This is a genomic window from Dechloromonas denitrificans, from assembly GCF_001551835.1.
GTDB classification, from domain to species: domain Bacteria; phylum Pseudomonadota; class Gammaproteobacteria; order Burkholderiales; family Rhodocyclaceae; genus Azonexus; species Azonexus denitrificans.
In genome coordinates this window covers 231336-253666 of sequence record NZ_LODL01000013.1, presented here as the reverse complement: position 1 = coordinate 253666, position 22331 = coordinate 231336, and the positions used below count along the sequence as shown (strand labels likewise).

The 22331-nt window shown below is 63.4% G+C and carries 22 protein-coding genes; 18 read left to right on the top strand and 4 right to left on the bottom strand.

Going from position 1 to position 22331, the window contains the following annotated elements; all coding sequences use genetic code 11:
* Positions 1–3: 3 nt before the first annotated feature.
* The 6 genes from mrdA (at position 4) to ubiT (ending at position 6493) form a co-directional block, all read left to right on the top strand.
* Positions 4–1914 (top strand): penicillin-binding protein 2, encoded by a 1911-nt coding sequence (gene mrdA / locus AT959_RS07430; RefSeq protein WP_066882187.1) that lies wholly within the window; start codon positions 4–6, stop codon positions 1912–1914.
* Complete coding sequence (gene rodA / locus AT959_RS07425) at positions 1911–3023, top strand: rod shape-determining protein RodA (RefSeq protein WP_066882185.1); 1113 nt, start codon at positions 1911–1913, stop codon at positions 3021–3023. The genes mrdA and rodA overlap by 4 nt, the downstream gene beginning before the upstream one ends.
* Positions 3020–4006 carry a septal ring lytic transglycosylase RlpA family protein gene (locus AT959_RS07420; protein WP_066882183.1) on the top strand — a complete coding sequence of 329 codons (987 nt, stop codon included), beginning with the start codon at positions 3020–3022 and terminating at the stop codon, positions 4004–4006. The genes rodA and AT959_RS07420 overlap by 4 nt, the downstream gene beginning before the upstream one ends.
* Before the next feature lie 108 nt (positions 4007–4114).
* Positions 4115–5122: a ubiquinone anaerobic biosynthesis protein UbiU gene (gene ubiU / locus AT959_RS07415; protein ID WP_066882181.1), complete on the top strand. Its 1008-nt coding sequence runs from the start codon at positions 4115–4117 to the stop codon at positions 5120–5122.
* A gap of 10 nt (positions 5123–5132) precedes the next feature.
* Entirely contained in the window at positions 5133–6035 is a 903-nt protein-coding gene (locus tag AT959_RS07410; protein ID WP_066882179.1) for a U32 family peptidase, read from the top strand.
* A 2-nt stretch (positions 6036–6037) separates the two neighbouring features.
* Positions 6038–6493 carry a ubiquinone anaerobic biosynthesis accessory factor UbiT gene (ubiT, locus tag AT959_RS07405; RefSeq protein WP_066882177.1) on the top strand — a complete coding sequence of 152 codons (456 nt, stop codon included), beginning with the start codon at positions 6038–6040 and terminating at the stop codon, positions 6491–6493.
* Here the strand turns inward: ubiT and AT959_RS07400 are convergent.
* The 4 genes from AT959_RS07400 to AT959_RS07385 form a co-directional block, all read right to left on the bottom strand.
* Positions 6479–7729, bottom strand: coding sequence for a SpoIIE family protein phosphatase (locus AT959_RS07400; protein WP_066882175.1), 1251 nt, complete (start codon positions 7727–7729; stop codon positions 6479–6481). The genes ubiT and AT959_RS07400 overlap by 15 nt on opposite strands.
* A 105-nt stretch (positions 7730–7834) precedes the next feature.
* The gene (locus tag AT959_RS07395) at positions 7835–8119 is read right to left on the bottom strand and encodes a ubiquitin family protein (protein WP_066882173.1); all 285 of its coding nucleotides are present in this window, start codon (positions 8117–8119) and stop codon (positions 7835–7837) included.
* 110 nt (positions 8120–8229) lie between these two features.
* Positions 8230–10065 carry a PHA/PHB synthase family protein gene (locus AT959_RS07390; protein ID WP_066882171.1) on the bottom strand — a complete coding sequence of 612 codons (1836 nt, stop codon included), beginning with the start codon at positions 10063–10065 and terminating at the stop codon, positions 8230–8232.
* 16 nt (positions 10066–10081) lie between these two features.
* Positions 10082–11119 carry an MBL fold metallo-hydrolase gene (locus AT959_RS07385; protein ID WP_066882169.1) on the bottom strand — a complete coding sequence of 346 codons (1038 nt, stop codon included), beginning with the start codon at positions 11117–11119 and terminating at the stop codon, positions 10082–10084.
* A 101-nt stretch (positions 11120–11220) separates the two neighbouring features.
* Between AT959_RS07385 and AT959_RS07380 the strand changes: the two genes are divergently transcribed.
* From AT959_RS07380 to AT959_RS07325, 12 genes are all read left to right on the top strand, one after another.
* Positions 11221–11613 (top strand): MerR family transcriptional regulator, encoded by a 393-nt coding sequence (locus AT959_RS07380; protein WP_066882167.1) that lies wholly within the window; start codon positions 11221–11223, stop codon positions 11611–11613.
* Positions 11614–11665: 52 nt separating this feature from the next.
* Entirely contained in the window at positions 11666–12109 is a 444-nt protein-coding gene (locus tag AT959_RS07375; RefSeq protein WP_066882164.1) for a PaaI family thioesterase, read from the top strand.
* A 24-nt stretch (positions 12110–12133) separates the two neighbouring features.
* Positions 12134–13306, top strand: coding sequence for an isovaleryl-CoA dehydrogenase (locus AT959_RS07370; RefSeq protein WP_066882162.1), 1173 nt, complete (start codon positions 12134–12136; stop codon positions 13304–13306).
* A gap of 54 nt (positions 13307–13360) precedes the next feature.
* Positions 13361–14509: a carbonate dehydratase gene (gene can, locus AT959_RS07365; RefSeq protein ID WP_066882160.1), complete on the top strand. Its 1149-nt coding sequence runs from the start codon at positions 13361–13363 to the stop codon at positions 14507–14509.
* A gap of 28 nt (positions 14510–14537) precedes the next feature.
* A complete protein-coding gene (locus AT959_RS07360; RefSeq protein WP_066882158.1) occupies positions 14538–15728 on the top strand; it encodes an acetyl-CoA C-acyltransferase in 1191 nt (396 codons plus the stop codon).
* Positions 15729–16640 carry a DMT family transporter gene (locus AT959_RS07355; RefSeq protein WP_066882156.1) on the top strand — a complete coding sequence of 304 codons (912 nt, stop codon included), beginning with the start codon at positions 15729–15731 and terminating at the stop codon, positions 16638–16640.
* On the top strand, positions 16640–17776 hold the full coding sequence (locus tag AT959_RS07350; RefSeq protein ID WP_066882154.1) for an acyl-CoA dehydrogenase family protein: 1137 nt from the start codon (positions 16640–16642) through the stop codon (positions 17774–17776). The genes AT959_RS07355 and AT959_RS07350 overlap by 1 nt, the downstream gene beginning before the upstream one ends.
* A 70-nt stretch (positions 17777–17846) precedes the next feature.
* Positions 17847–18452, top strand: a complete 606-nt coding sequence (locus AT959_RS07345; RefSeq protein WP_066882152.1) for a 2-hydroxychromene-2-carboxylate isomerase — start codon at positions 17847–17849, stop codon at positions 18450–18452.
* 7 nt (positions 18453–18459) lie between these two features.
* A complete protein-coding gene (locus AT959_RS07340; protein WP_066882149.1) occupies positions 18460–19059 on the top strand; it encodes an LOG family protein in 600 nt (199 codons plus the stop codon).
* Between the two features lie 54 nt (positions 19060–19113).
* The gene (locus AT959_RS07335; protein WP_066882147.1) at positions 19114–20721 is read left to right on the top strand and encodes a carboxyl transferase domain-containing protein; all 1608 of its coding nucleotides are present in this window, start codon (positions 19114–19116) and stop codon (positions 20719–20721) included.
* 10 nt (positions 20722–20731) lie between these two features.
* Entirely contained in the window at positions 20732–21517 is a 786-nt protein-coding gene (locus AT959_RS07330; protein ID WP_066882146.1) for an enoyl-CoA hydratase/isomerase family protein, read from the top strand.
* Between the two features lie 2 nt (positions 21518–21519).
* Positions 21520–22331, top strand: an 812-nt coding sequence (locus tag AT959_RS07325) for an ATP-binding protein (RefSeq protein WP_157651243.1), incomplete at its 3' end; no start/stop codon positions are given.

The window sequence follows — 22331 nt, the reverse complement described above, 5'->3', positions numbered from 1 at the left end:
CCCGTGGGTGATTTCCACAATCCCGAAGCTGATCTTGACCGCTTTCGCTTTCGCCTCGGCTTTGCAGCGGTCTTCGTGCTATTCGCCTTTTCCCTCCTGCTTGGCCGCTTTTTCTGGCTGCAGGTCATCCAGCACGACTTCTATCAGACGCGAGCCGAAGACAACCGCATCGCGCTGATCCCCATTGTCCCCAACCGAGGCGTCATCACCGACCGCAATGGCGTGGTGCTGGCCCACAATTATTCGGCCTTCACGCTGGAAATCACTCCCTCCCGGGCCGGCGACCTGGAAGAGACGATCACTGCATTATCCGAGGTCATCGACATCCAGGCCAAGGACCGCAAGCGTTTCAAGCGCCTGATGGATGAAGCGAAAAATTTTGAATCGATCCCTATCCGGACCCGCCTCAGCGATGCCGAAGTCGCCATGTTCGCTGCCCAGCGCTATCGTTTTCCAGGCGTCGAAGTCAAAGCCCGCCTCTTCCGCCAGTACCCGCTGAACAACGTTGCTTCGCACGCCATCGGCTATATCGGCCGGATCACCGACCGCGATCTGAAATGGATCGAGGAAGCGGAGAAGCAGGCCAACTACAAGGGCACCGACCACATCGGGAAAAACGGCCTGGAACAGCATTACGAATTCGAACTGCATGGCGAAACCGGCTACGAAGAGGTTGAAATCGACGCCGGCGGTCGTGCCCTGCGCAGCCTGAAACGCATTCCCCCGGTCTCCGGCAATAACCTGTCGCTGACCTTGGATGCCAAGCTGCAGGAGATTACCGAACAGGCCTTCGGCGACCGCAAGGGTTCGCTGGTCGCCATCGAACCCTCAACTGGCGGCATCCTGGCTTTGGTCTCGAATCCGACCTACGACCCCAACCTGTTCGTCGATGGCATTACGCCGGACAACTGGAAGGAACTGAACGATCACCCAAGCAAGCCGATGATCAACCGGGCGATCAACGGCGCCTACCCGCCGGGCTCGACCTTCAAGCCGTTCATGGCGCTGGCCGCGCTGGAGATGGGCAAGCGGACACCGGGTCAGGCGATCAGCGACCCGGGCTATTTCAATTTCGGCAACCACCAGTTCCGCGATGACAAGAAGGGCGGTCACGGCATGGTGGACATGTACAAATCCATCGTCCATTCCTGCGATACCTACTACTACATCCTGGCCAACGACATGGGGATCGACAATATCGCCAAGTTCATGGGCGCCCTCGGCCTCGGTCAGCGGACTGGCATTGATCTCGGCAAGGACGACCTCTCGGAATCGAAGGGCGTCCTGCCGTCACAGGAATGGAAACGCCAGCGCTTCAAAAAGCCGGAGCAGCAAAAATGGTATGCCGGGGAAACCATCTCGATCGGCATCGGCCAGGGCTACAACGCCTACACCCCGATCCAGCTCGCCCAAGCCACCGCAACGCTGGCCAATAACGGCGTGATGTTCCGGCCGCACCTGGTCCGCCACATCGTCGATACCAAGACCGGTGAAAAACGGCTGGTCGAACCAAAGCCGATCCGCGATCTGCAGTTGAAGGCTCAGAATATCGAAGTCATCCGGCGTGCCCTGGTTGGGGTCAACAAGGAAGGCACCGGCGCCCGTGCCTTTGCCGGCGCCCCTTATGAAGCGGCCGGCAAGACCGGCACGGCCCAGGTCTACTCGCTGAAGGGTGCGCAGTACAAGGAAGGCGCGATCAAGAAGGAATTGCGCGATCACGCCTTGTTCATCGCCTACGCGCCGGCTGACAAGCCGACTATCGCGCTCGCCGTCCTCGTTGAAAACGGCGGCTTTGGCGCCCAGTCGGCGGCGCCGATCGCGCGCATGGTGATCGATTACTATCTGCTCGGCAAGCTGCCGGCCGGGGCGGCCAAGGATGATCCGGCCGCCATTGAAGAGGAGCACGAAGAATGATCGATGTCGCTGGCTCCTTGCGCCGTGCCTGGCATCAGTTGATCGCCCATATCGACTTCCCGCTGCTCCTCATCACACTGGCCATCATGGCGGTCGGCTTGGCGACGGTGAATTCCGCCACCATCGACAGTTCGCACCGGATGATGTCGCAGGCCGGCAACATGGGGCTGGCCATGGTCATCATGTGGTTCGTCTCCCGCCTGCCGCCGCAAAAACTGATGAGCTTCGCCATTCCGCTCTACGTGCTCGGCGTCGTGCTGCTGATCGCCGTCTTCCTGTTCGGGGTCAAGGTCAATGGCGCCCGGCGCTGGCTGCCGCTCGGCTTTACCCGGATCCAGCCCTCCGAAATCATGAAGATCGCGATGCCGCTGATGTTGGCCTGGTATTTCCAGAAATACGAGGCGACGCTGAAGATGAAGCATTATCTGGTCGCCGCCCTGCTGCTCTTCGTCCCCTTCGCGCTGATCGCCAAGCAGCCCGATCTCGGCACCGCGCTACTGGTCGGCTCGGCCGGCTTCTACGTCATTTTCTTCGCCGGCCTGCCGTGGAAGATCATCGTCGGCATGATCGCTGCCGCCGCTGCCGCTGCGCCGCTGCTCTGGGGGATGATGCACGACTACCAGCAAAAGCGCATTCTGACCCTGATCGACCCGACCACCGACCCGCTCGGTACCGGTTACCACATCATCCAGTCGATCATCGCCATCGGCTCCGGCGGCGCCATCGGCAAAGGCTACCTGAACGGTACCCAGACCCACCTCGAATTCATCCCCGAGAAGCACACCGACTTCATTTTCGCGGTGTACTCCGAAGAATGGGGTCTGCTCGGCAATGCCACGCTGGTCTTCCTCTACACGCTGCTGATCGGCCGCGGCATGATCATTGCCTCCGGTGCCCCGACCCTGTTCTCGCGGCTGCTGGCCGGCGCCATCACGCTCGGCTTCTTCACCTACGCCTTCATCAACATGGGCATGGTCAGCGGCATCCTGCCGGTGGTCGGCGTGCCCCTGCCGTTCATGAGCTATGGCGGCACGGCGCTGGTCATCCTGTTCCTCGGCATCGGTATCCTGATGTCGATCCACACCCACCGGATGCTGGTCAAAAAATGATTCGCCATTTGGCCGCCGGCTCTCTGGTCCTGTTGCTGGCCGCCTGTGGCGGCAGGACCTTGCCGGATGCTACGGTCGACACGACAAAAGGGCCGATTTCCAAAACGCCGACCAAGAAGCCGACGGCAGTTTTAAAAAGAGGCGGTGGCTTCTACAAGGATGACGGCCCGGCCGACGAGATTCCCGACGGCCTCGATGACATCCCCGACGCCGAAGCGAAGTGGGAACCGCTGCACAAGCCGGCCACCAAGCCCTACGTCGTGCTCGGCAAGGAATATGTCCCGAACAACAGCGTCCGGCCCTACAAGACGCGCGGCATCGCCAGCTGGTACGGCAAGAAGTTCCACGGCCAGAAGACCTCGATCGGCGAGCCTTACGACATGTTCGCAATGACCGCCGCCCACCCCACCCTGGCGCTTCCCTCCTACGTCCGGGTCACCCAGTTGCAAAGCGGCAAATCGGTCATCGTCCGGGTCACCGACCGCGGTCCTTTCCATGCCGACCGGGTCATCGATCTTTCCTATACCGCCGCCTACAAGCTGGGCCTGATCAACGGTGGCAGTGGCCAAGTCGAAGTCGAGGCGATCATTCCGGGCGAACCGACCGCCACCGCTTACGCCCAGCTCACGCCCCCGGCCCGGCCAGCCACTAGCGAGCGCGACGACATCGAGCAACTGGCCCGGCGCATGGCCCAGGAAGAACGCCCGGTGCAAAACACCAGCTCAAGCACGACCAGCGGCGAAAGCGCTGCCAAGGGCGTCTATCTGCAACTCGGCGCTTTCGCCAACGCCGACAATGCCGAGAATCTGAAAAGCCACCTGCTGCGCGAGCTGGACTGGCTCAACGAAACGATGCGCATCAACCCCGGCGGCGGCATCCACCGCCTGCAACTCGGCCCCTACGCCAGCCGTGGCGATGCCGACAAGGTCGCCGAAAAAATCCGCGCCGCACTCGGCTACAAGCCGACCATCGTCGTTCGCTGAGCCGGAAAACAGCCGGCCGGGCAACAACCCGCCGGTGGTTTGACGAGGATCAATGGCACCCGGCGCCGGCTGGCTATACTCGCCGGCTTACTCTTCAGATCGTATGCCATGAGCTCCCTGCCCGAACTCATCTGCCCGGCCGGCAGCCTGCCTGCCCTCAAGGCCGCGGTGGATAACGGCGCCGATGCCGTCTATCTCGGCTTCAAGAACGACACCAACGCCCGCAACTTCGCCGGCCTCAATTTCGACCAGAAAACCATGAGCGAAGGCATCCGCTACGCCCATGCCAAAGGCCGCGAGATCCTGCTGGCGATCAACACCTTCCCGCAGGCCGGCCGCGTCGCCGACTGGCAAAAGGCCGTCGATGCCGCGGTCGACCAGAATGTCGATGCAATTATCCTGGCCGATGTCGGGCTGCTCGACTATGCCCGCAACCGCCACCCGCAGCAGCGCCTGCATCTGTCAGTGCAGGGCTCGGCAACCAGCTACGAGGCGATCAATTTCTGCCAGCGCGAGTTCGGCATCCGCCGCGCCGTGCTGCCGCGCGTGCTGACGCTGGCCCAGGTCGAGCACGTCATCAAGAACACCTCGGTCGAAATCGAAGTCTTCGGCTTCGGCAGCCTGTGCGTCATGAATGAAGGGCGCTGCTGGCTCTCCTCCTACGCCTGCGGCGAATCGCCGAATACCGTTGGCGCCTGCTCGCCAGCCAAGTACGTTAAGTGGGACAAGCAGCCGGGCAGCATGGAAACCCGACTCAACGGCATCCTGATCGACCGCTTCGGCGACGACGAACCGGCCGGCTACCCGACGCTGTGCAAGGGCCGCTTCGAAGTCGAAGGCGAAACCTATTACGCGCTGGAAGAGCCGACCAGCCTCAACGTGCTGTCCATCCTGCCGGAGATCATCAAGATCGGCGTCAAGGCGATCAAGGTCGAAGGTCGCCAGCGCAGCCCGGCCTACGTCACCCAGGTCACCCGCACGCTGCGCGCCGCGCTCGATTCGCTGGCCGACGGCAGCGAACGGTTCCACGTGAAACCGGCCTGGCAGGCCGAACTCTCCAAGGTCTCGGAAGGCAGCCAGGCGACGCTCGGTGCCTACAACCGGCCATGGCGCTAAAGGAAGACGCATGAAACTCTCGCTCGGTCCCCTGCTCTATTTCTGGCCGAAAGCCGAAGTCATGGAGTTCTACGCCGAAATGGCGCAGAACCCGGCCCTCGACATCATCTACGTCGGCGAAGTCGTCTGCTCCCGCCGCCAGCAGTTGCGCACCGCCGACTGGATCGGCCTCGCCCGCGACCTGACCGATGCCGGCAAGCAAGTCGTCGTCTCGGCCCAGGCCCTGCTCGAATCGGAAAGCGACCTCAAGGCGCTGCGCCGACTGATCGACGATGCCGGCTGCAGCCTCGAAGCCAACGACCTCGGCGCGGTCAACCTCGCCCAGGGCAAGAATTTCGTCGCCGGCCCGCACCTCAACATCTACAACGAAGCGACGCTCGCCACCTACGCCCGCTATGGCATGACGCGCTGGGTGCCGCCGCTCGAAGCGCCGCGCACGCTGATCGAAACCCTGCACCGGAGCAAGCCGGCCGGCGTCGAGAGCGAGGTCTTCGTTTTCGGCAAGATCCCGCTCGCCTTCTCGGCCCGCTGCTTCACGGCCCGCCATTACGACCTGAACAAGGACGACTGTCAGTTCAAGTGCCTCGACCATGCCGAAGGCCTCACCCTGAAAACCCGCGAAGGCCAGGATTTCCTGACCATCAATGGTATCCAGACGATGTCGGCGCAAAGCTACAACCTGCTGCACGAAATCCCGGACATGCTGCAGCTGGGCATCGACATCGTTCGTATCAGCCCGCAGAAGCAGCATCTCGACGCCATCATCGGCGCCTTCGATGCGGCCCGCAACGGCCAGGCGTTCAGCGTCGACAGCCGCGACTGGAGCGCCAGCGGCCTGGTTGACGGCTACTGGTTCGGCGATGCCGGGATCGTTCAGCGCCACACGCAAGCCCTTGCCCAACTGGAAGCCTGAGCATGAATCCGAATTTCACCATCCCGAAGTTTCGCCTGCCGACCTTCATCGCCAGCCTCGGGCAAAAGCTGCCGCAATGGCCGCATGCGCTGGCTCTGGTTGCCGGGCTGAATGCGGCGCTGAAAATGAAATTGCTGCCTGAAGACGAGTTAGCCGCGCTGGAAGACAAGCTATTTCGCGTCCGCGTGCTCGATACCGGTGGTGAAGCCAGCTACACCTACCGCGGCGGCCTGTTCCGCCCGGTCTTCCGGCCCGAACGCGAACCCGACCTGGCCTTCGCCGCCAACCTGTCGGCCTACCTGCAGTTGCTGGCTCGCCAGGAAGATCCGGATACGCTGTTCTTCAACCGCGAACTGGAAATCACCGGCGACACCGAACTCGGCCTGATCGTCAAGAACATGCTCGATGCGGTGGAATGGCCGAAACTATCGGACCGCCTGCCGCTACTGCGCCACTGAGGACTGGCAGTGGCCGATGACGAGTACCGACATGTCGTCATGCGGCAAACTCCCTTTCAGGTGGCTGGCCAGGGCCTGATGGACCGCTGTAATCGGTGCTAGCCCCCCCTTCTGCCGGAGGGCAGCGGTCAGGCGCGGCTCGCCGAACTGCTCGCTGGCCTGATCACTAGCTTCCAGCACACCGTCGGAGAGCAGTACCAGTGCGTTTCCCTCTCGCCAGGAAAAGTCCTCGAAGCCGGCCTCGTCGCCCCGTGCCCGCGTAATGCCCAGCGGCAGGTTGCGCGAGACAAAGCGCTGCAGCACATCGCCTGCCGCATCGATCCACAGCACGTCGGGCACGCCGCCGACCCAGATCTGGCCGCACTGCGCCGCGTCATCGACGCAGACGAAGGCCGCCGCGACAAAACGCCCGAGCGGCAGCGAGTTGCTGAGCAAAAAGTTGATCGACTCGACAATGCTGGCCAGGGGCTGCGCCAGTTCAACCAGCCGGTAGAACTCCTGGACCATGGGCAGGATGCTGACCGCGGCGGCCAGACCATGACCGGTCGCGTCGGCCAGGATGGCATAGCGCAAACCGGATGGCGCCCGCGCCGCCAGTACCATGTCGCCGGAAAAATGGTCGGCCGGCGTCACCGAATAATCGACTGCCGCCTGCTTCAGCAGATCGCTGCGGATCTGGTGTTCGAGGATGCGCCGGGCCAATTCGGCCTCGCGCTGATGCTCGTCGTAATGCGCCTTCAACAGACTGGCCTGCTCCGCCACCTTGCTCTGGGCCAGCTGCTTTTCGGTGATGTCGCGCAGGGTTTCGACAACCGCAATCAAGGCACCGGTTTCGTTGTAGACCGGCCCGGCATCGACGGCCAGATAGAGGCGCTGCTGGCGGCGCGGCATCCAGCACCAGTTTTCGGCATGAACACCGAAGACCGGCTGGCCCGGGTCTTCGAAAACAGTGTAGAGATTGGCGATCTGTTCGTAGCTGGCGGTTGCCACCAGGTCGGCCAGACAGGCCCGCTCCTGCTCGTAAAAAGCCTGCCAGTGATGGCGCGTGCCGATCACCTCCGCCGCCATCACCCCGGTCAGCCTTTCGCAGGCGCGATTCCAGATCAGCACCCGCTGCTCGGCATCAAGCACGAAGGTGGGCACCACGAGGTGTTCCATCAGCGTGATGGCAAAGGAAACATGCTGTTCCTGATGCTTCAGCGCATCGCGAATCTGCGCAACCACGGCTTGCGACATGACGGCCTCCCCCTTGGGCATTAGCCGGCTAAGCATACACCCGGCCTCCAGCCTTCCGTAATTACTGCGGTGCACCGCCGTCAAAGGAGAAAAACCACACCCCGCTCAAACGGCCCCGACCGGCACGATGCTGAGCACTTCCTCCAGTTCAACCGGGGTAGACAGTCCGGCCAACTCGCGGATGCTGTGGGGACCAAGATAGACGGCGAAGCCCGGGGCCAATTCGCCACCCGAGGCAATCAGATGCGAGCGGATCGCCGGATATTCATGGCACAGCGCATCGAAAAGCTCACCCACGGTATCGCCACTGGCCGTAATTTCGTCATGCCCCCCGGCGTAGCTGCGCAAATCGGGCGGAATGTGAATGGAGACGACGGGAGAATCGAACATGGCAGGCCTCCTTGCAGTCTGTGTTTATGAGACAGGACCAGCCGGGGCGAGTTCTGAAAATAAAATGGGAGGCTTCCGCCTCCCGTTTTTCTACTGCCACAAATCGATGTTTAAGCCTTTTTCTGGGCATCCAGGCGGAACTTGACGTAGCTGCCCGGCGCCGGCTCGATGACCTTCAGCGCGCCGTCTTCCGGCTTGCGCGCCTTGACCTTGGCCGAACCGCCCGGCAGGCTGTTCACCCACTGGTTCCAGTGCGTCCACCACGAACCGGCGTTCTGCGTCGCGCCGGCCAGGAAGTCGTCCGGGCTTTCCGGCAGGTTGCCGTCGGTCGCGTCATTGGTCCAGAAACCATACTTGTTGGCGGCCGGCGGATTGACGATGCCGGCGATGTGACCGGAACCCCCCAGGACGAACTTGGTGTTGCCGGACGGCAGACGGGCGCCCATGTAGGTGCTCTTCCACGGAGCGATGTGGTCTTCGATGGTCGAGATGAAGTAGCACGGGGTCTTGACCTTGCTGATGTCGATCTTGACGCCGCCCAGCGTGATGCCACCCGGTTCCTTGAGCAGGTTGCCGAGGTACATGTTGCGCAGGTAGAAGCTGTGCATCGCGGCCGGCATGCGCGTCGAATCGGAGTTCCAGTAGAGCAGGTCGAAGGGGAACGGATCCTTGCCCATCAGGTAGTTGTTGACCACGAAGGACCAGATCAGGTCGTTGGCGCGCAGCATGTTGAAGGTGCCGGCCATTTCGGAACCTTCGAGGAAGCCGCGTTCCTGCATGCGCTTTTCGAGGCCGGAGACGGCGCCTTCATCGAGGAAGATGCCCAGTTCGCCCGGCTCCGAGAAATCGAGCATGGTCGTGAAGAAGGTGGCGGAAGCAACCCGCTTGTCCTTCTTCGCCGTCATGTAGGCCAGCGTCGTCATCAGCAGCGTACCGCCCAGGCAGTAGCCGGCCATGTTGACGCTGTCTTCGCCGGTGTGGGCACAGACCTGATTGACCGCTTCGAGCGAGCCTTCGAGCAGGTAGTTTTCGAAGGACTTGGCGGCCAGCTTCTCGTCCGGATTGGTCCAGGACATGATGAAGGTGGTGTGGCCCTGGTCGGTCGCCCACTTGACCAGCGAATTCTTCTCGCGCAGGTCAAGGATGTAGTACTTGTTGATCCACGGCGGGACGATCAGGAAGGGCTTCTTGTTCTGGTCCGGCGTCGTCGGATCGTACTGGATGAGCTGGAACAGTTCGTTCTGGAAGACCACCTTGCCCGGCGTCGTCGCAACGTTCTTGCCCATTTCGAAAGCCGAGGTGTCGGTCATCCGGATGCGCAGTTGGCCGTCGCCGGATTCAACGTCGTGCAGCAGGTTGTTGAGGCCCTTGATCAGGTTCTGGCCATGGCTCTTCACCGTTTCGCGGAAGACTTCCGGATTGGTCAGCGCGAAGTTGGATGGCGACAGCGCGTCGATGTACTGGCGGGTAAAGAAATTGACCTTCTGCTGCGTCGCTTCGTCGAGGCCTTCGGTGCCGGCGACCGTGTCATGCAGGTGGCGGGCGGTGATCAGGTAGGACTGCTTGACGAAGTCGAACAGGAAATGCTGTTCCCATTCTTCATCCTTGAAGCGGTTGTCGCCCTTCTTCGGCGCGGCGACCGGCGCATGCACCGGCACGCCCATCATCTTCATCGTCGTGTTCTGCCACAGCGAGAAGTAGTCCCACATCATGTTCATCTGGGTCTGGGCCATCTTGTACGGATTGGCCATCAGGCGCGACGAGAGGTCCATGAAAGCCTTGGCTACGCCAAGTTCGTCAGCCGGCGCATTGACGCCGTCCTTGGCCTTCTTTTCGATGAAGTGGGTAATCAGGCGCGAAGCGCGCTGGGCGACTTCGGCATAAGTCTTGGCGATTTCAGCCGGATTGGGCAGATTCATGGCCTGGTCATTCTGTTGCTGCGACATACTCAAACTCCCTCTGTCAGTGCACGGTGCGGGCTTTACACCGCGTATATCGAATCACGCCGTCGGCGTCGGTCATGCGTGACAGCCGGCCGGCTTGTTCTAGATGGTTCAGATGGGCAATCGCTTCGCCCATCGCGAACATGGTTTGATGCGTATCGAGTGCTCGCTGGAATAAAGTCTCCAGCAACTCGGCTGCGCTCTTTGGCGCATCTTCACAGCTATTCTCCAGAGCACGCAATCGTTCTGCATGGTGCGCGTGCAAGGCCTCAACCCGGGACTGCACGCCGAAAAACGGCAATCCGTGCGAAGGCAACACCAGGGTATTTGCCGGAATATCCCGCGACATTTCATCCAGCGAAGCCAGATACCAGCCAAGCGCATCGGCCTCCGGCGTCGCCGCAAAAACGCTGATATTCGTCGAAATTCTTGGCAAAAGCATGTCGCCAGAAATTAACACGTCAAGTTCGGCGCAGTAAAGCGCCATATGCTCGGGAGCATGACCATGGCCGATCAAAACCTGCCATTTCTTGGCGTTTACCGTCAGGGTGTCGGCTGCCTTCAGGCGCTGATAGTACTCGGGCAGTGCCGGCACCGCCTTGCGGTAGCCCGAACCGCGCTTGGCGAAGCGCTCCAGTTGCTCGGCATCCAGCCCGTGCTGGCGGAACTGTTCGACCATGAAACGCGCGCCGTGGCCGCCGACTTCGTGCCAGACGGCATGCGCGGTCAGGAATTCGCCGGTCGTCATCGCCAGCGGAGCGCCGGTCTGCTCGATCAGCCAGGTCGCCAAGCCGAGGTGATCGGGGTGGAAGTGGGTGACGACCAGCCGGCTCACCGGCCCGTCGAGACGAGCGAGGATCTGCGACCAGACGGCCCTGACCTCATCCGCCGGAAAGCCGGTATCGATGATGACCCAGGAGGCACCATCGCGGAGCAGCCAGAGATTGATGTGGTCGAGCTGGAACGGCAAGGGCATGCGCAACCAGAAAACGCCGGGCGCAACTTCGATCAACTCGCCGGCAGCCGGCGGCTGGGCATGCGGATAATGCAGGGACATGGGCAAACCTGTCGGAGGGGAAGCACAACTTACCATACGGTGTCGGATTGAAAAATCCCCCTCCTTCTGATTTACTGGCGCGCACCTTCGAGGAGACAAGCTTGAGCCAAGCGGCCATCACTTTCGCCATTTCCGACCTCGCCCGCGAGTTCGGCATCACCCCGCGCACCATCCGTTTCTGGGAAGACCAGGGCATCCTGTCGCCCGAGCGCGAAGGCAGCAAGCGCGTCTTCAACCGTCGCGACCGGGCCCGCCTGAAAATGGCCCTGCGCGGCAAGCGGCTCGGCCTGTCGCTGGCCGAGATCAAGGACCTGATCGGGATGTACAACTCGACCGAGGACGAAACGCCGCAACTGCTCGAGTGTCTACGCATCATGTCCAGCCGGCGCCAGGCCCTCGAGCAGCAACGCGAGGACATCGAGGCGATGTTGGCCGAAATTGCTCAGTTCGAGCAGCAATGTCAGCAGGAACTGGCCCGTCGCGATGAGGCCTGAAATTTTTCAAGCAATCAGTTGACGTTAACGTCAACGTAAATACAATCACACCATGAACCGAATTTCCGATCCGCATTTCGCCGACCGTGTCCGCGCCAGTTTCGAGCGGCAGAACGCCATGAGCCTGATCCGCGCCACCCTGCCGGTGATCGAGCACGGCCGGACCGAAATCCACCTGCCGCACTGGCAAGGCATCGAGCAGCAGCACGGCTTCGTGCATGGCGGCGTCGTCGGCATGATCGCCGACTCGGCCGCCGGCTATGCGGCGATGACCATGGTGTCGCCCACCGCCTCGGTGCTGACCGTGGAATACAAGATGAACCTGGTCGCCCCGGCCGATGGCGAGCAGTTGATCGCCCGCGGCAAGGTGGTGCGGCCGGGCCGGACACTGATCATTACCCAGGCCGAAGTCTTCGCCTTGAAAGACGGCCAGGAAACCCTGTGCGCGCTGATGCAGCAGACCATCATGGTCATGCACGGCAAGACGGAAAAATAAACTTACAAGACGGAGACAAACCCTATGAACATTCCCAGCCTCGACTTCGGCCTCGGCGAAGACATCAATATGCTGCGCGATGCGGTGAAGGCCTTTGCCGACGCCGAGATCGCGCCGCGTGCCGCGGAGATCGACCGCCTGAACGAATTCCCGGCCGACCTTTGGAAAAAGTTCGGCGACATGGGCCTGCTCGGCATGACCGCCGGCGAGGAATACGGCGGCACCAACATGGGCTACCTCGCCCACATCGTCGCGCTCGAGGAAATTTCCCGCGCCTCGGCCTCGGTCGGTCTGTCCTACGGTGCACACTCGAATTTGTGCGTAAACCAGATTCGCCGCAACGGTACGGAAGCGCAGCGCCAGAAATATTTGCCGAAACTGATCTCCGGCGAACACGTCGGCGCACTGGCGATGTCCGAGCCGAACGCCGGTTCCGATGTCGTGTCGATGAAGCTGAAGGCCGACAAGAAGGGCGACCGTTACGTGCTGAACGGTTCCAAGATGTGGATCACCAACGGCGGCGATGCCGACACGCTGGTCGTCTACGCCAAGACCGACCTCGCCGCCGGGGCCAAGGGGATGACCGCCTTCATCGTCGAGAAAGGTTTCAAGGGCTTCAGCCACGGCACCCACCTCGACAAGCTGGGCATGCGCGGCTCGAATACTTTCCCGCTCTTCTTCGACGATTGCGAAGTGCCGGAAGAAAACGTGCTGGGCGGTGTCGGTAACGGCACCAAGGTGCTGATGTCCGGCCTCGACTACGAGCGCGCCGTGCTCTGCGGCGGCCCGCTCGGCATCATGGCCGCCTGCATGGACGTGGTCGTCCCTTTCCTGCACGAGCGTAAGCAGTTCGGTCAGGCAATCGGCGAGTTCCAGCTGATGCAGGGCAAGGTCGCCGACATGTACTCGACCTGGATGGCCAACCGCGCCTATGTCTACGCCGTCGGCCGCGCCTGCGATGCCACCGACCACGCCCGGACGCTGCGCAAGGATGCCGCTGGCGCCATTCTCTATTCCGCCGAAAAGGCGACCTGGATGGCCGGCGAGGCGATCCAGACCCTGGGCGGGGTTGGCTATACCAACGAGTACGCAACCGGCCGTTTGTGGCGCGACGCCAAGCTCTACGAGATCGGGGCAGGCACCTCCGAAATCCGTAGAATGCTGATTGGTCGAGAACTTTTCGCCGAAACCGCATAAACAGCTCCCGCCGGCGTCCCCGGAACGGGGGCGCCGCAACAGGAGCTCAACAGAATGTCCGTTACCCTACGCACCCTCACTGCCAACGATACCGAAGCGCTGGAACAGGTCCGCCAGTTTTTCCGCAATTACGCGGCCTGGCTGGGCGTCGATCTGTCCTTCCAGCACTTCGATCAGGAAATGGCCTCGCTGCCCGGCGCCTACTCGGCCCCGGAAGGACGCCTGTTTTTTGCCGAAATCGACGGTCGACCGGCGGGCTGTGTCGGTGTGCGCCCGCTCAGCGACAGCGATGGCGTCTGCGAGATGAAGCGCCTCTACGTCGATCCGGAACTGCGCGGCCAAGGCATCGGCGCCTCGCTGGCGCTGGCCGCGATCAAGGCCGCCAAGGAAATCGGCTACCGCAAGCTGATCATCGACACCCTGCCCAATATGCGGATGGCCGTGAAGCTGTACCGCGAGCTGGGCTTCACCGAGGCACCGAACTACTACCAGACACCGGTCGAAGGCACGATGTTCCTGGCGCTCGACCTCGACAACTGGTCGGAAGAGGAAATCCGCAACGAAAACCTTTCCCACCTGTTCGACTTCAACCGGGCCTGGGCGCAGCGCATGCAGGAAGTCGATCCGACCTATTTCAACAAGCTGTCCAAGCTGCAGACCCCGGAATTCCTGTGGATCGGCTGCTCCGACTCGCGCGTCCCGGCCAACCAGATCGTCGGCCTGCTGCCGGGCGAAGTGTTCGTCCATCGCAATGTCGCCAACGTCGTCGTCCATACCGACCTCAACTGCCTGTCGGTGATCCAGTACGCGGTTGATGTCCTCAAGGTCAAGCACATCATGGTCGTCGGCCACTACGGCTGCGGCGGCGTCCAGGCCGCACTGAACAAGGCGCGGGTCGGTATCGTCGACCTCTGGCTGCGCCATGTCCAGGACGTGCACAACAAACACCTGGCGGCCGTCGACAACCTGCCGGAAGGCCAGCGCCACGACCGCCTGTGCGAGCTCAACGTGCTCGAACAAGTGGTCAATGTGTCGCATAACCCGATCGTGCGCGACGCCTGGCAGCGCGGCCAGGAGCTGACCATCCACGGCTGGATTTACGGCCTGAAGGACGGCCTGATGCACGACCTCGGCATCACCATCGATTGCCCCGAAGATTTACCCACCCGCTACGACGCCGCCTTGAAGGCGTTGGAAGCTTAGCCATAACAAGCACTCAGGAGAAATCAGCATGAATGACCCGATCGTTATCGTTTCCGCCGCCCGTACCCCGATGGGCAGCTTTCAGGGCGGCTTTGCCGGCCTGAGCGGCCCGCAGCTCGGTGCCGTCGCCATCAAGGCCGCCGTCGAGCGGGCCGGCATCGATGCCAATCTGGTCGAGGAAGTGCTGATGGGCTGCGTCCTGCCGGCCGGCGTCGGCCAGGCGCCGGTCCGCCAAGCGGCGCTGCTCGCCGGCCTGCCGCTGTCGGCCGGCTGCGCGATGGTCAGCAAGGTCTGCGGTTCCGGCATGAAGGCGACGATGATTGGCCACGACGGCCTGCTCGCCGGCTCGAACGCCATCACCGTCGTCGGCGGCATGGAATCGATGACCAATGCCCCCTACCTGCTGCCCAAGGCGCGCGGCGGCTTCCGTCTCGGCCACGGCCAGGTCATCGACCACATGTTCATGGACGGCCTGGAAGACGCATATTCCAAGGAAACCCGCGGCCGCCTGATGGGCACCTTCGCCGAAGACTGCGCCGGCAGCTACGGCTTCAGCCGCGAGGCACAGGATGAATTCGCCGTCCGCTCGACCACCCGCGCCAAGGAAGCCAGCGACAACGGTTCCTTTGCCTGGGAAATCGCCCCGGTCACCGTCGCCGGGCGCAAGGGCGACGTCGTGATCGACAAGGATGAAGGCCCGTTTGCGGTCAACGTCGAAAAAATCCCGACATTGAAGCCGGCCTTCAAGAAGGACGGCACGGTCACCGCCGCCAATTCCTCCTCCATCTCCGACGGCGCCGCCGCCATGGTCCTGATGCGCACCTCGAAGGCGGCCGAACTCGGCCTCAAGCCGATCGCCCGCATCGTCGGCCACACCACCAATGCCGGCACGCCCGCCCTCTTCCCGTCCGCCCCGGTCGGCGCCATGCAGAAGCTGCTGGCGAAGACCGGCTGGAGCGTGGACAGCGTCGACCTGTGGGAAATCAACGAAGCCTTCGCCGTCGTCACGATGGCCGCGCTGCACGACCTCAAGCTCGATCCGGCCAAGGTCAACGTGCACGGCGGCGCCTGCGCCCTCGGCCACCCGATCGGCGCATCCGGCGCCCGCATCGTCGTCACCCTGCTCGGCGCGCTGAAGAAATACGGCAAAAAGCGCGGCGTCGCTTCGTTGTGCATCGGTGGTGGCGAAGCCACGGCCCTCGCCGTGGAAATGCTGTAATTGCCGCAACGGGCGCCTTCGTTCACCTACGTCAAGCTGGTGGCAGCCATGGCCATGTGGGGCGGCACCTGGATCGCCGGACGCGTCGTCGCGCAGGAGCTGTCGGCCCCGCTCGCCGTGGCCGCCCTGCGCTTCCTGCTCGCCGCGCTGCTGATGGCCGGCGTCGCCCTGTATGCCGAAGGCGGCATCCAGATGCCGCAAGGCGCCCGGGAATGGGGCCTGATCTGGGCGCTCGGCTTCTTCGGCATCTTCCTTTACGGCCTGTGCTTCTTCTTCGGCCTGCGCCACATTCCGGCCGGGCGCGGCGCGCTGGTCGTCGCCCTCAACCCGGTGGTGATCGTCATCGCCGCCTGGCTGACCGGCAAGGAAGGAATGACGCCGCGCAAGGCCCTGGGCAGCGCCATCGCACTGGCCGGCTGCCTGACCGTGATCGGCAACGGCGATCCGCTCGCCCTGCTGCACGGCTCGGTCGGCCTCGGCGAACTGCTCATCCTCGGCTGCGTGGCGAGCTGGACGGCCTACACCTTCATCGGCTGGCAGGCGACGCGGACCTTTACGCCGATCGCCACGACGCTCTACGCCAGCCTGAGCGGCGCCCTGCTGCTCGGCCTGGCCGCGCTGCTCCAGGGCGACATCGACCTCGCCGCCTGGTCGTGGCGCGTCTGGGCCAGCCTGCTCTTCCTCGCCATTTTCGGCACGGCCATCGCCTATACCTGGTTCACCGACGCCGTGCACCGGATCGGCGCCGGCCAGGCTGCCGTTTTCATCAATCTGGTTCCCGTCTTTGCCGTGCTGCAGGCGGCCGTCCTGCTCGACGAGCGGCTCGGCCTGCCGGTACTGGCGGGCGGCCTGCTGGTCATTGCCGGCGTCTGGCTGACCACCCTGAAAAAGACCTCTCTGGAAAGTAAATAATGATTCTCACGCAAGAACAGGAAATGATCCGCGACTCGATCCGCGCCTACGCGCAGGAACAGATCGCCCCCTTTGCCGCCGACTGGGACAAGAACCACACCTTCCCGCGCGCCGCCCTCAACGGCCTGGCCGAACTCGGCGTGCTCGGCATGGTCGTCCCGGAAGAATGGGACGGCGCCGGCCTCGGCTATCTTGAACTCGGCCTGGCGATCGAGGAAATCGCCGCCGCCGATGGCGCCACCTCGACCATCGTCAGCGTCCAGAACTCGCTGGCCTGCATGATCCTGCTCAAGTACGGCTCGGATGCCTTGAAGGAAGAATGGCTGAAGCCGCTGGCCCGCGGTGAAAAGCTCGGCTGCTTCTGCCTGACCGAACCGCATGTCGGCTCCGACGCCGGCGCCATCACCACCACGGCCCGCCGCGAAGGCGACGAGTGGGTACTGAATGGCGTCAAGCAGTTCATCACCACCGGCAAGGAAGGCGATGTCGCCATCGTCTTCGCGGTCACCGACAAGGCGGCCGGCAAGAAGGGCATTTCGACTTTCCTGGTACCGACCGCGACGCCCGGCTACATCGTCGCCCGCCTCGAAGAAAAGATCGGCCAGCACGCTTCCGACACCGCGCAGATCCTTTTCGAGAACTGCCGCATTCCGGCCGCCAACCTGCTCGGCAAGGAAGGCGAAGGCTACAAGATCGCCCTCTCCAACCTCGAAGGCGGCCGCATCGGCATCGCCGCCCAGTCGATCGGCATGGCCCGCGCCGCGCTGGAAGCTGCCGTGCGCTACGCCAAGGAGCGCACCTCCTTCGGCAAGCCACTGACCGAGCATCAGGCGATCGCCTTCATGCTGGCCGACATGGCGACCCAGATCGACGTTGCCCGCCAGGCCGTCTGGCATGCCGCCGCGCTGCGCGACGCTGGCCTGCCCTGTTTGAAGGAGGCCTCGCAGGCCAAGCTGTTCGCCTCGCAGATGGCCGAGAAAGTCTGTTCCGACGCCATTCAGGTGCACGGCGGTTACGGTGTGACGGCCGATTTCCCGGTCGAGCGCATCTATCGTGACGTCCGCGTTTGCCAGATTTACGAAGGCGCTTCCGAAATCCAGAAACTGGTCATCGCCCGCGCCGTGTTGGCCGACTAGGCAAACCCCTGCGGTCGACGGGCTAAAAAACACAAAAATGCCCGCGACCGCACCCCCAAGGAGACAAGGCATGTCCGCCGCAATCGACTTCTATTTCGATTTTTCCAGCCCCTACGGCTACCTGATGGCCGAGCAGATCGACGCCGTCGCCGCCCGCCACGGCCGCCAGGTCAACTGGCACCCGATCCTGCTCGGCGTCATCTTCCAGGCCACCGGTTCGCGACCGCCGGCCGATGGCGTCAGCAGCAAGGGCACCTACATGCTGCGCGACTTTGCGCGTTCGGCCCGCTTCCTCGGCCTGCCCTACAACCCGCCGAGCCGCTTCCCGCTGCCGACGCAGAACGCCGCCCGCGCCTTCTACTGGCTTGACGGCCAGGACGGTGCGTTGGCCCGGCAATTCGCCCGCGCCGTCTACCGCGCTTTCTTCGTCGACGACCGCGACATTTCGGCGCCCGAGACCGTGCTCGAAATTGCCGAAAAACTCGGCGTCGACCGCAGCACTCTGGCGACCGCGCTGCAAAGCCCGGAGATCAAGGCCCGCCTGAAGCGCGAAGTCGACGCCGCTATCGCCGCCGGCGTCTTCGGCTCGCCGCACGTCATCATCGACGGCGAGGCTTTCTTCGGCGCCGACCGCCTGCCGCAGATCGAAAAGTGGCTCGAAACCGGCGGCTTCTGAGAACACCATGCAAAGAATCTGCGTTTTCTGCGGCTCGAATGCCGGCAATAACCCGCTCTACCGCGCCGAAGCCGAAAAACTCGGCCGCCTGCTCGCCGACCGCGGCATCGAACTGGTCTATGGCGGCGGCAACGTCGGCCTGATGGGCGCTGTCGCCGATGCCTGCCTGGCCGCCGGCGGCACGGTGATCGGCGTTATTCCCCAAGCCCTGATGGGCAAGGAAGTGGCGGGCCGCCCAGTCGATCACCGGGCGCTGACCCGGCTCGAAGTGGTCGATTCGATGCACACCCGCAAGGCACGGATGGCCGAACTGGCCGACGGCTTCATCGCCCTGCCCGGCGGCTTCGGCACCTTCGAGGAGTTCTGCGAAGTGCTGACCTGGGGCCAGCTCGGGTTCCACGTGAAACCGATGGGCCTGCTCAACGTCAATGGCTTCTACGACCCGCTGCTGGCGCTGTTCGAACATGCCGTCGGCGAAGGTTTCCTGCGCCAGCAGAACCGGGCGATGGCGCTGGCCGAGACCGACCTCGAGCGGCTGCTCGAAGCGATGGCGGCCTACCGGCCGGAGCCGGTCAGCAAGTGGCTGAAAGAGGAAAGGCAGTTGTAGGACTGCACAAGACAATTTGTTCAGGCAACGGATACGACAAAAAAGCGAGGAGACATGACCGTACTGAAAACCCAACTGAACCCGCGATCGGCCGACTTTCAGGCCAACGCGGACGCCATGCGGACGGTGGTTGCCGACCTGCATGAAAAAGTCGACAAGATCGCCCGCGGCGGGCCGGAAGCGGCGCGCCAGAAGCACCTGGCGCGCGGCAAGCTGCTGCCGCGCGAGCGGGTCAATGGCCTGCTCGACCCCGGCACCCCCTTCCTCGAAATCGGCCAGTTCGCCGCTTACGGCATGTACGGCGGCGACGTCCCGGCCGCCTCGGTGATCGCCGGCATCGGCCGCGTCGAAGGCGTCGAATGCATGATCGTCGCCAACGACGCCACCGTGAAGGGCGGCACTTACTATCCGCTGACGGTGAAAAAGCATCTGCGGGCGCAGGAAATCGCGCTGGAAAACCGGCTGCCCTGCGTCTATCTGGTCGACTCCGGCGGCGCCTTCCTGCCCATGCAGGACGAAGTCTTCCCGGACAAGGAACATTTCGGCCGCATCTTCTTCAACCAGGCCAACCTGTCGGCGCAAGGCATTCCACAGATCGCCGCCGTACTCGGTTCCTGTACCGCCGGTGGCGCCTACGTGCCCGCGATGTGCGACGAGTCGATCATCGTCAAGAACCAGGGCACCATCTTTTTGGGCGGCCCACCGCTGGTCAAGGCGGCGACCGGCGAAGTGGTCTCGGCCGAAGATTTGGGCGGCGCCGATGTCCATACCCGGATTTCCGGCGTCGTCGACCATCTGGCCGAGAACGATGCCCACGCGCTGGCCATCGCCCGCCGCATCATCAAGGATCTAAACTGGAAAAAGGCGCCGCCGGTGACGTTGACCGCGCCGGTCGAGCCGCGCTACCCGAGCGGCGAGCTGTACGGCGTCATTCCGACCGACAGCAAGAAGCCCTTCGACGTCCGCGAGATCATCGCCCGCATCGTCGATGACTCCGATTTCGACGAATTCAAGGCCCGCTACGGCACGACGTTGGTCTGCGGCTTCGCGCGCATCTACGGCTACCCGGTCGGCATCGTCGCCAACAACGGCATCCTGTTCTCGGAATCGGCGCTGAAAGGCGCCCATTTCATCGAACTGTGCGCCCAGCGCGGCATTCCGCTGGTTTTCCTGCAGAACATCACCGGCTTCATGGTCGGCCGCAAGTACGAAAACGGCGGCATCGCCCGCGACGGTGCCAAGATGGTGACCGCCGTCGCCACCGCCAAGGTACCGAAATTCACTGTCGTCATCGGCGGCTCGTTCGGGGCCGGCAACTACGGCATGTGCGGCCGCGCCTACTCGCCGCGCTTCCTGTGGATGTGGCCGAACGCCCGCATTTCGGTGATGGGCGGCGAACAGGCAGCCGGCGTGCTGGCCACCGTCAAGCGCGATGGCCTCGAGGCGGCCGGCAAGACGTGGAGCGCCGAAGAGGAAGCCGCCTTCAAGGCGCCGATCCGCGAGCAGTACGAGACGCAGGGCCATCCCTACTATGCCTCGGCCCGGCTGTGGGACGACGGCATCATCGACCCGGCCGACACTCGCCGCGTCCTTGGCCTCGGCCTGTCGGCCTCAATGAATGCCCCGGCCGAAGAAACCAAATTCGGCATCTTCCGGATGTAAGGAGCGCACCATGTTCATGACCCTGGAAATCGAACTGAACGGCCCGGTCGCCACCATCTGGATGAACCGGCCCGAGTTGCACAACGCCTTCGACGAACTGCTGATCGCCGAACTGACCGCCGCCTGCATCGCCCTCGACGCCGACACTGACATCCGTGCCGTCGTCCTCGCCGGACGGGGAAAAAGCTTCTCGGCCGGCGCCGATCTCAACTGGATGAAACGTGCCGCCAATAACGGCGTCGACGACAACCTGAACGACGCCCGCGCCCTGGCCAAGATGCTACGCACGCTGGCCGAGATGAAGAAGCCGACCATCGCCCGTGTGCAGGGCGCCGCCCTCGGCGGCGGCATGGGCCTGGCCGCCGCCTGCGATATCGCGGTCGCGTCGAGCAAGGCGGTCTTCGCCACCTCCGAAGTCAAGTTCGGCATCATCCCGTCGGCCATTTCGCCCTACGTGCTGCGCGCCATCGGCGCCCGCCAGGCAACCCGCTACTTCCAGTCGGCCGAACGGATCGACGCCGCCCGCGCCCGCGAAATCGGCCTCGTCCATGAAGCCGTCGAACCGGAACAGCTCGACGCCAAGGTGCAGGAAATCGTCGGCGCACTGCTGCAGGGTGGCCCGCTAGCCCAGGCCGCCGCCAAGGACCTGATCCGGGCGGTCAACGGCCAACTGATCAACGAAACGCTGGTCGAGGAAACCGCGCACCGTATCGCCCACCTGCGTGCCACGCCGGAAGCCCGCGAAGGCATCGCCGCCTTCCTCGACAAACGCTCACCCGCCTGGATTGGGGAATAAGCATGTTCAACAAGATTCTGATTGCCAATAGAGGCGAAATCGCCTGCCGGGTCATCAAGACCGCCCGCCGCATGGGCATCCGCACCGTCGCCGTCTATTCCGAGGCCGACGCCAATGCCCGCCACGTCCGGCTGGCCGACGAGGCCGTGCTGCTCGGTCCGGCCGCCGCCCGCGAGTCCTACCTGGTCGCCGACAAGATCATCGAAGCCTGCCAGCGCACCGGCTCCCAGGCCGTACATCCGGGCTACGGCTTCCTCTCCGAGAACGCCGCTTTCGCCGATGCGCTGGCCGCCAGCGGCATCACCTTCATCGGCCCGCCGGCTTCGGCCATTCGCGCCATGGGCTCGAAGTCCGAAGCCAAGAAACTGATGGGCAATGCCGCCGTACCGCTGACCCCGGGTTACCACGGCGACGACCAGACGCCCGAATTGCTGCACCAGGAAGCCGACCAGATTGGTTACCCGGTACTGATCAAGGCAGCCGCCGGCGGCGGCGGCAAGGGCATGCGCCTGGTCGAGCAAAGCGCCGATTTTCCCGACGCGCTGGCCTCCTGCAAGCGCGAAGCCGCCTCCAGCTTCGGCAACGAGCATGTGCTGATCGAGAAATACATCACCCGGCCACGCCACATCGAAATCCAGGTCTTTGCCGATACGCAGGGCAACTGCGTCTATCTGTTCGAGCGCGATTGTTCGGTGCAGCGCCGCCACCAGAAAGTCCTGGAAGAAGCGCCCGCCCCCGGCATGACGCTCGAACGGCGCCGGCAGATGGGCGAAGCCGCCGTCGCCGCCGCCAAGGCGGTCGGCTATGTCGGCGC

Coding starts and splice junctions, on each gene's coding strand:
- rodA (WP_066882185.1), top strand. CDS start 1,911: ATGATCGATGTCGCTGGCTCCTTGCGCCGTGCCTGGCATCAGTTGATC.
- AT959_RS07420 (WP_066882183.1), top strand. CDS start 3,020: ATGATTCGCCATTTGGCCGCCGGCTCTCTGGTCCTGTTGCTGGCCGCC.
- ubiU (WP_066882181.1), top strand. CDS start 4,115: ATGAGCTCCCTGCCCGAACTCATCTGCCCGGCCGGCAGCCTGCCTGCC.
- AT959_RS07410 (WP_066882179.1), top strand. CDS start 5,133: ATGAAACTCTCGCTCGGTCCCCTGCTCTATTTCTGGCCGAAAGCCGAA.
- ubiT (WP_066882177.1), top strand. CDS start 6,038: ATGAATCCGAATTTCACCATCCCGAAGTTTCGCCTGCCGACCTTCATC.
- AT959_RS07400 (WP_066882175.1), bottom strand. CDS start 7,729: ATGTCGCAAGCCGTGGTTGCGCAGATTCGCGATGCGCTGAAGCATCAG.
- AT959_RS07395 (WP_066882173.1), bottom strand. CDS start 8,119: ATGTTCGATTCTCCCGTCGTCTCCATTCACATTCCGCCCGATTTGCGC.
- AT959_RS07390 (WP_066882171.1), bottom strand. CDS start 10,065: ATGTCGCAGCAACAGAATGACCAGGCCATGAATCTGCCCAATCCGGCT.
- AT959_RS07385 (WP_066882169.1), bottom strand. CDS start 11,119: ATGTCCCTGCATTATCCGCATGCCCAGCCGCCGGCTGCCGGCGAGTTG.
- AT959_RS07375 (WP_066882164.1), top strand. CDS start 11,666: ATGAACCGAATTTCCGATCCGCATTTCGCCGACCGTGTCCGCGCCAGT.
- AT959_RS07370 (WP_066882162.1), top strand. CDS start 12,134: ATGAACATTCCCAGCCTCGACTTCGGCCTCGGCGAAGACATCAATATG.
- can (WP_066882160.1), top strand. CDS start 13,361: ATGTCCGTTACCCTACGCACCCTCACTGCCAACGATACCGAAGCGCTG.
- AT959_RS07360 (WP_066882158.1), top strand. CDS start 14,538: ATGAATGACCCGATCGTTATCGTTTCCGCCGCCCGTACCCCGATGGGC.
- AT959_RS07350 (WP_066882154.1), top strand. CDS start 16,640: ATGATTCTCACGCAAGAACAGGAAATGATCCGCGACTCGATCCGCGCC.
- AT959_RS07345 (WP_066882152.1), top strand. CDS start 17,847: ATGTCCGCCGCAATCGACTTCTATTTCGATTTTTCCAGCCCCTACGGC.
- AT959_RS07340 (WP_066882149.1), top strand. CDS start 18,460: ATGCAAAGAATCTGCGTTTTCTGCGGCTCGAATGCCGGCAATAACCCG.
- AT959_RS07335 (WP_066882147.1), top strand. CDS start 19,114: ATGACCGTACTGAAAACCCAACTGAACCCGCGATCGGCCGACTTTCAG.
- AT959_RS07330 (WP_066882146.1), top strand. CDS start 20,732: ATGTTCATGACCCTGGAAATCGAACTGAACGGCCCGGTCGCCACCATC.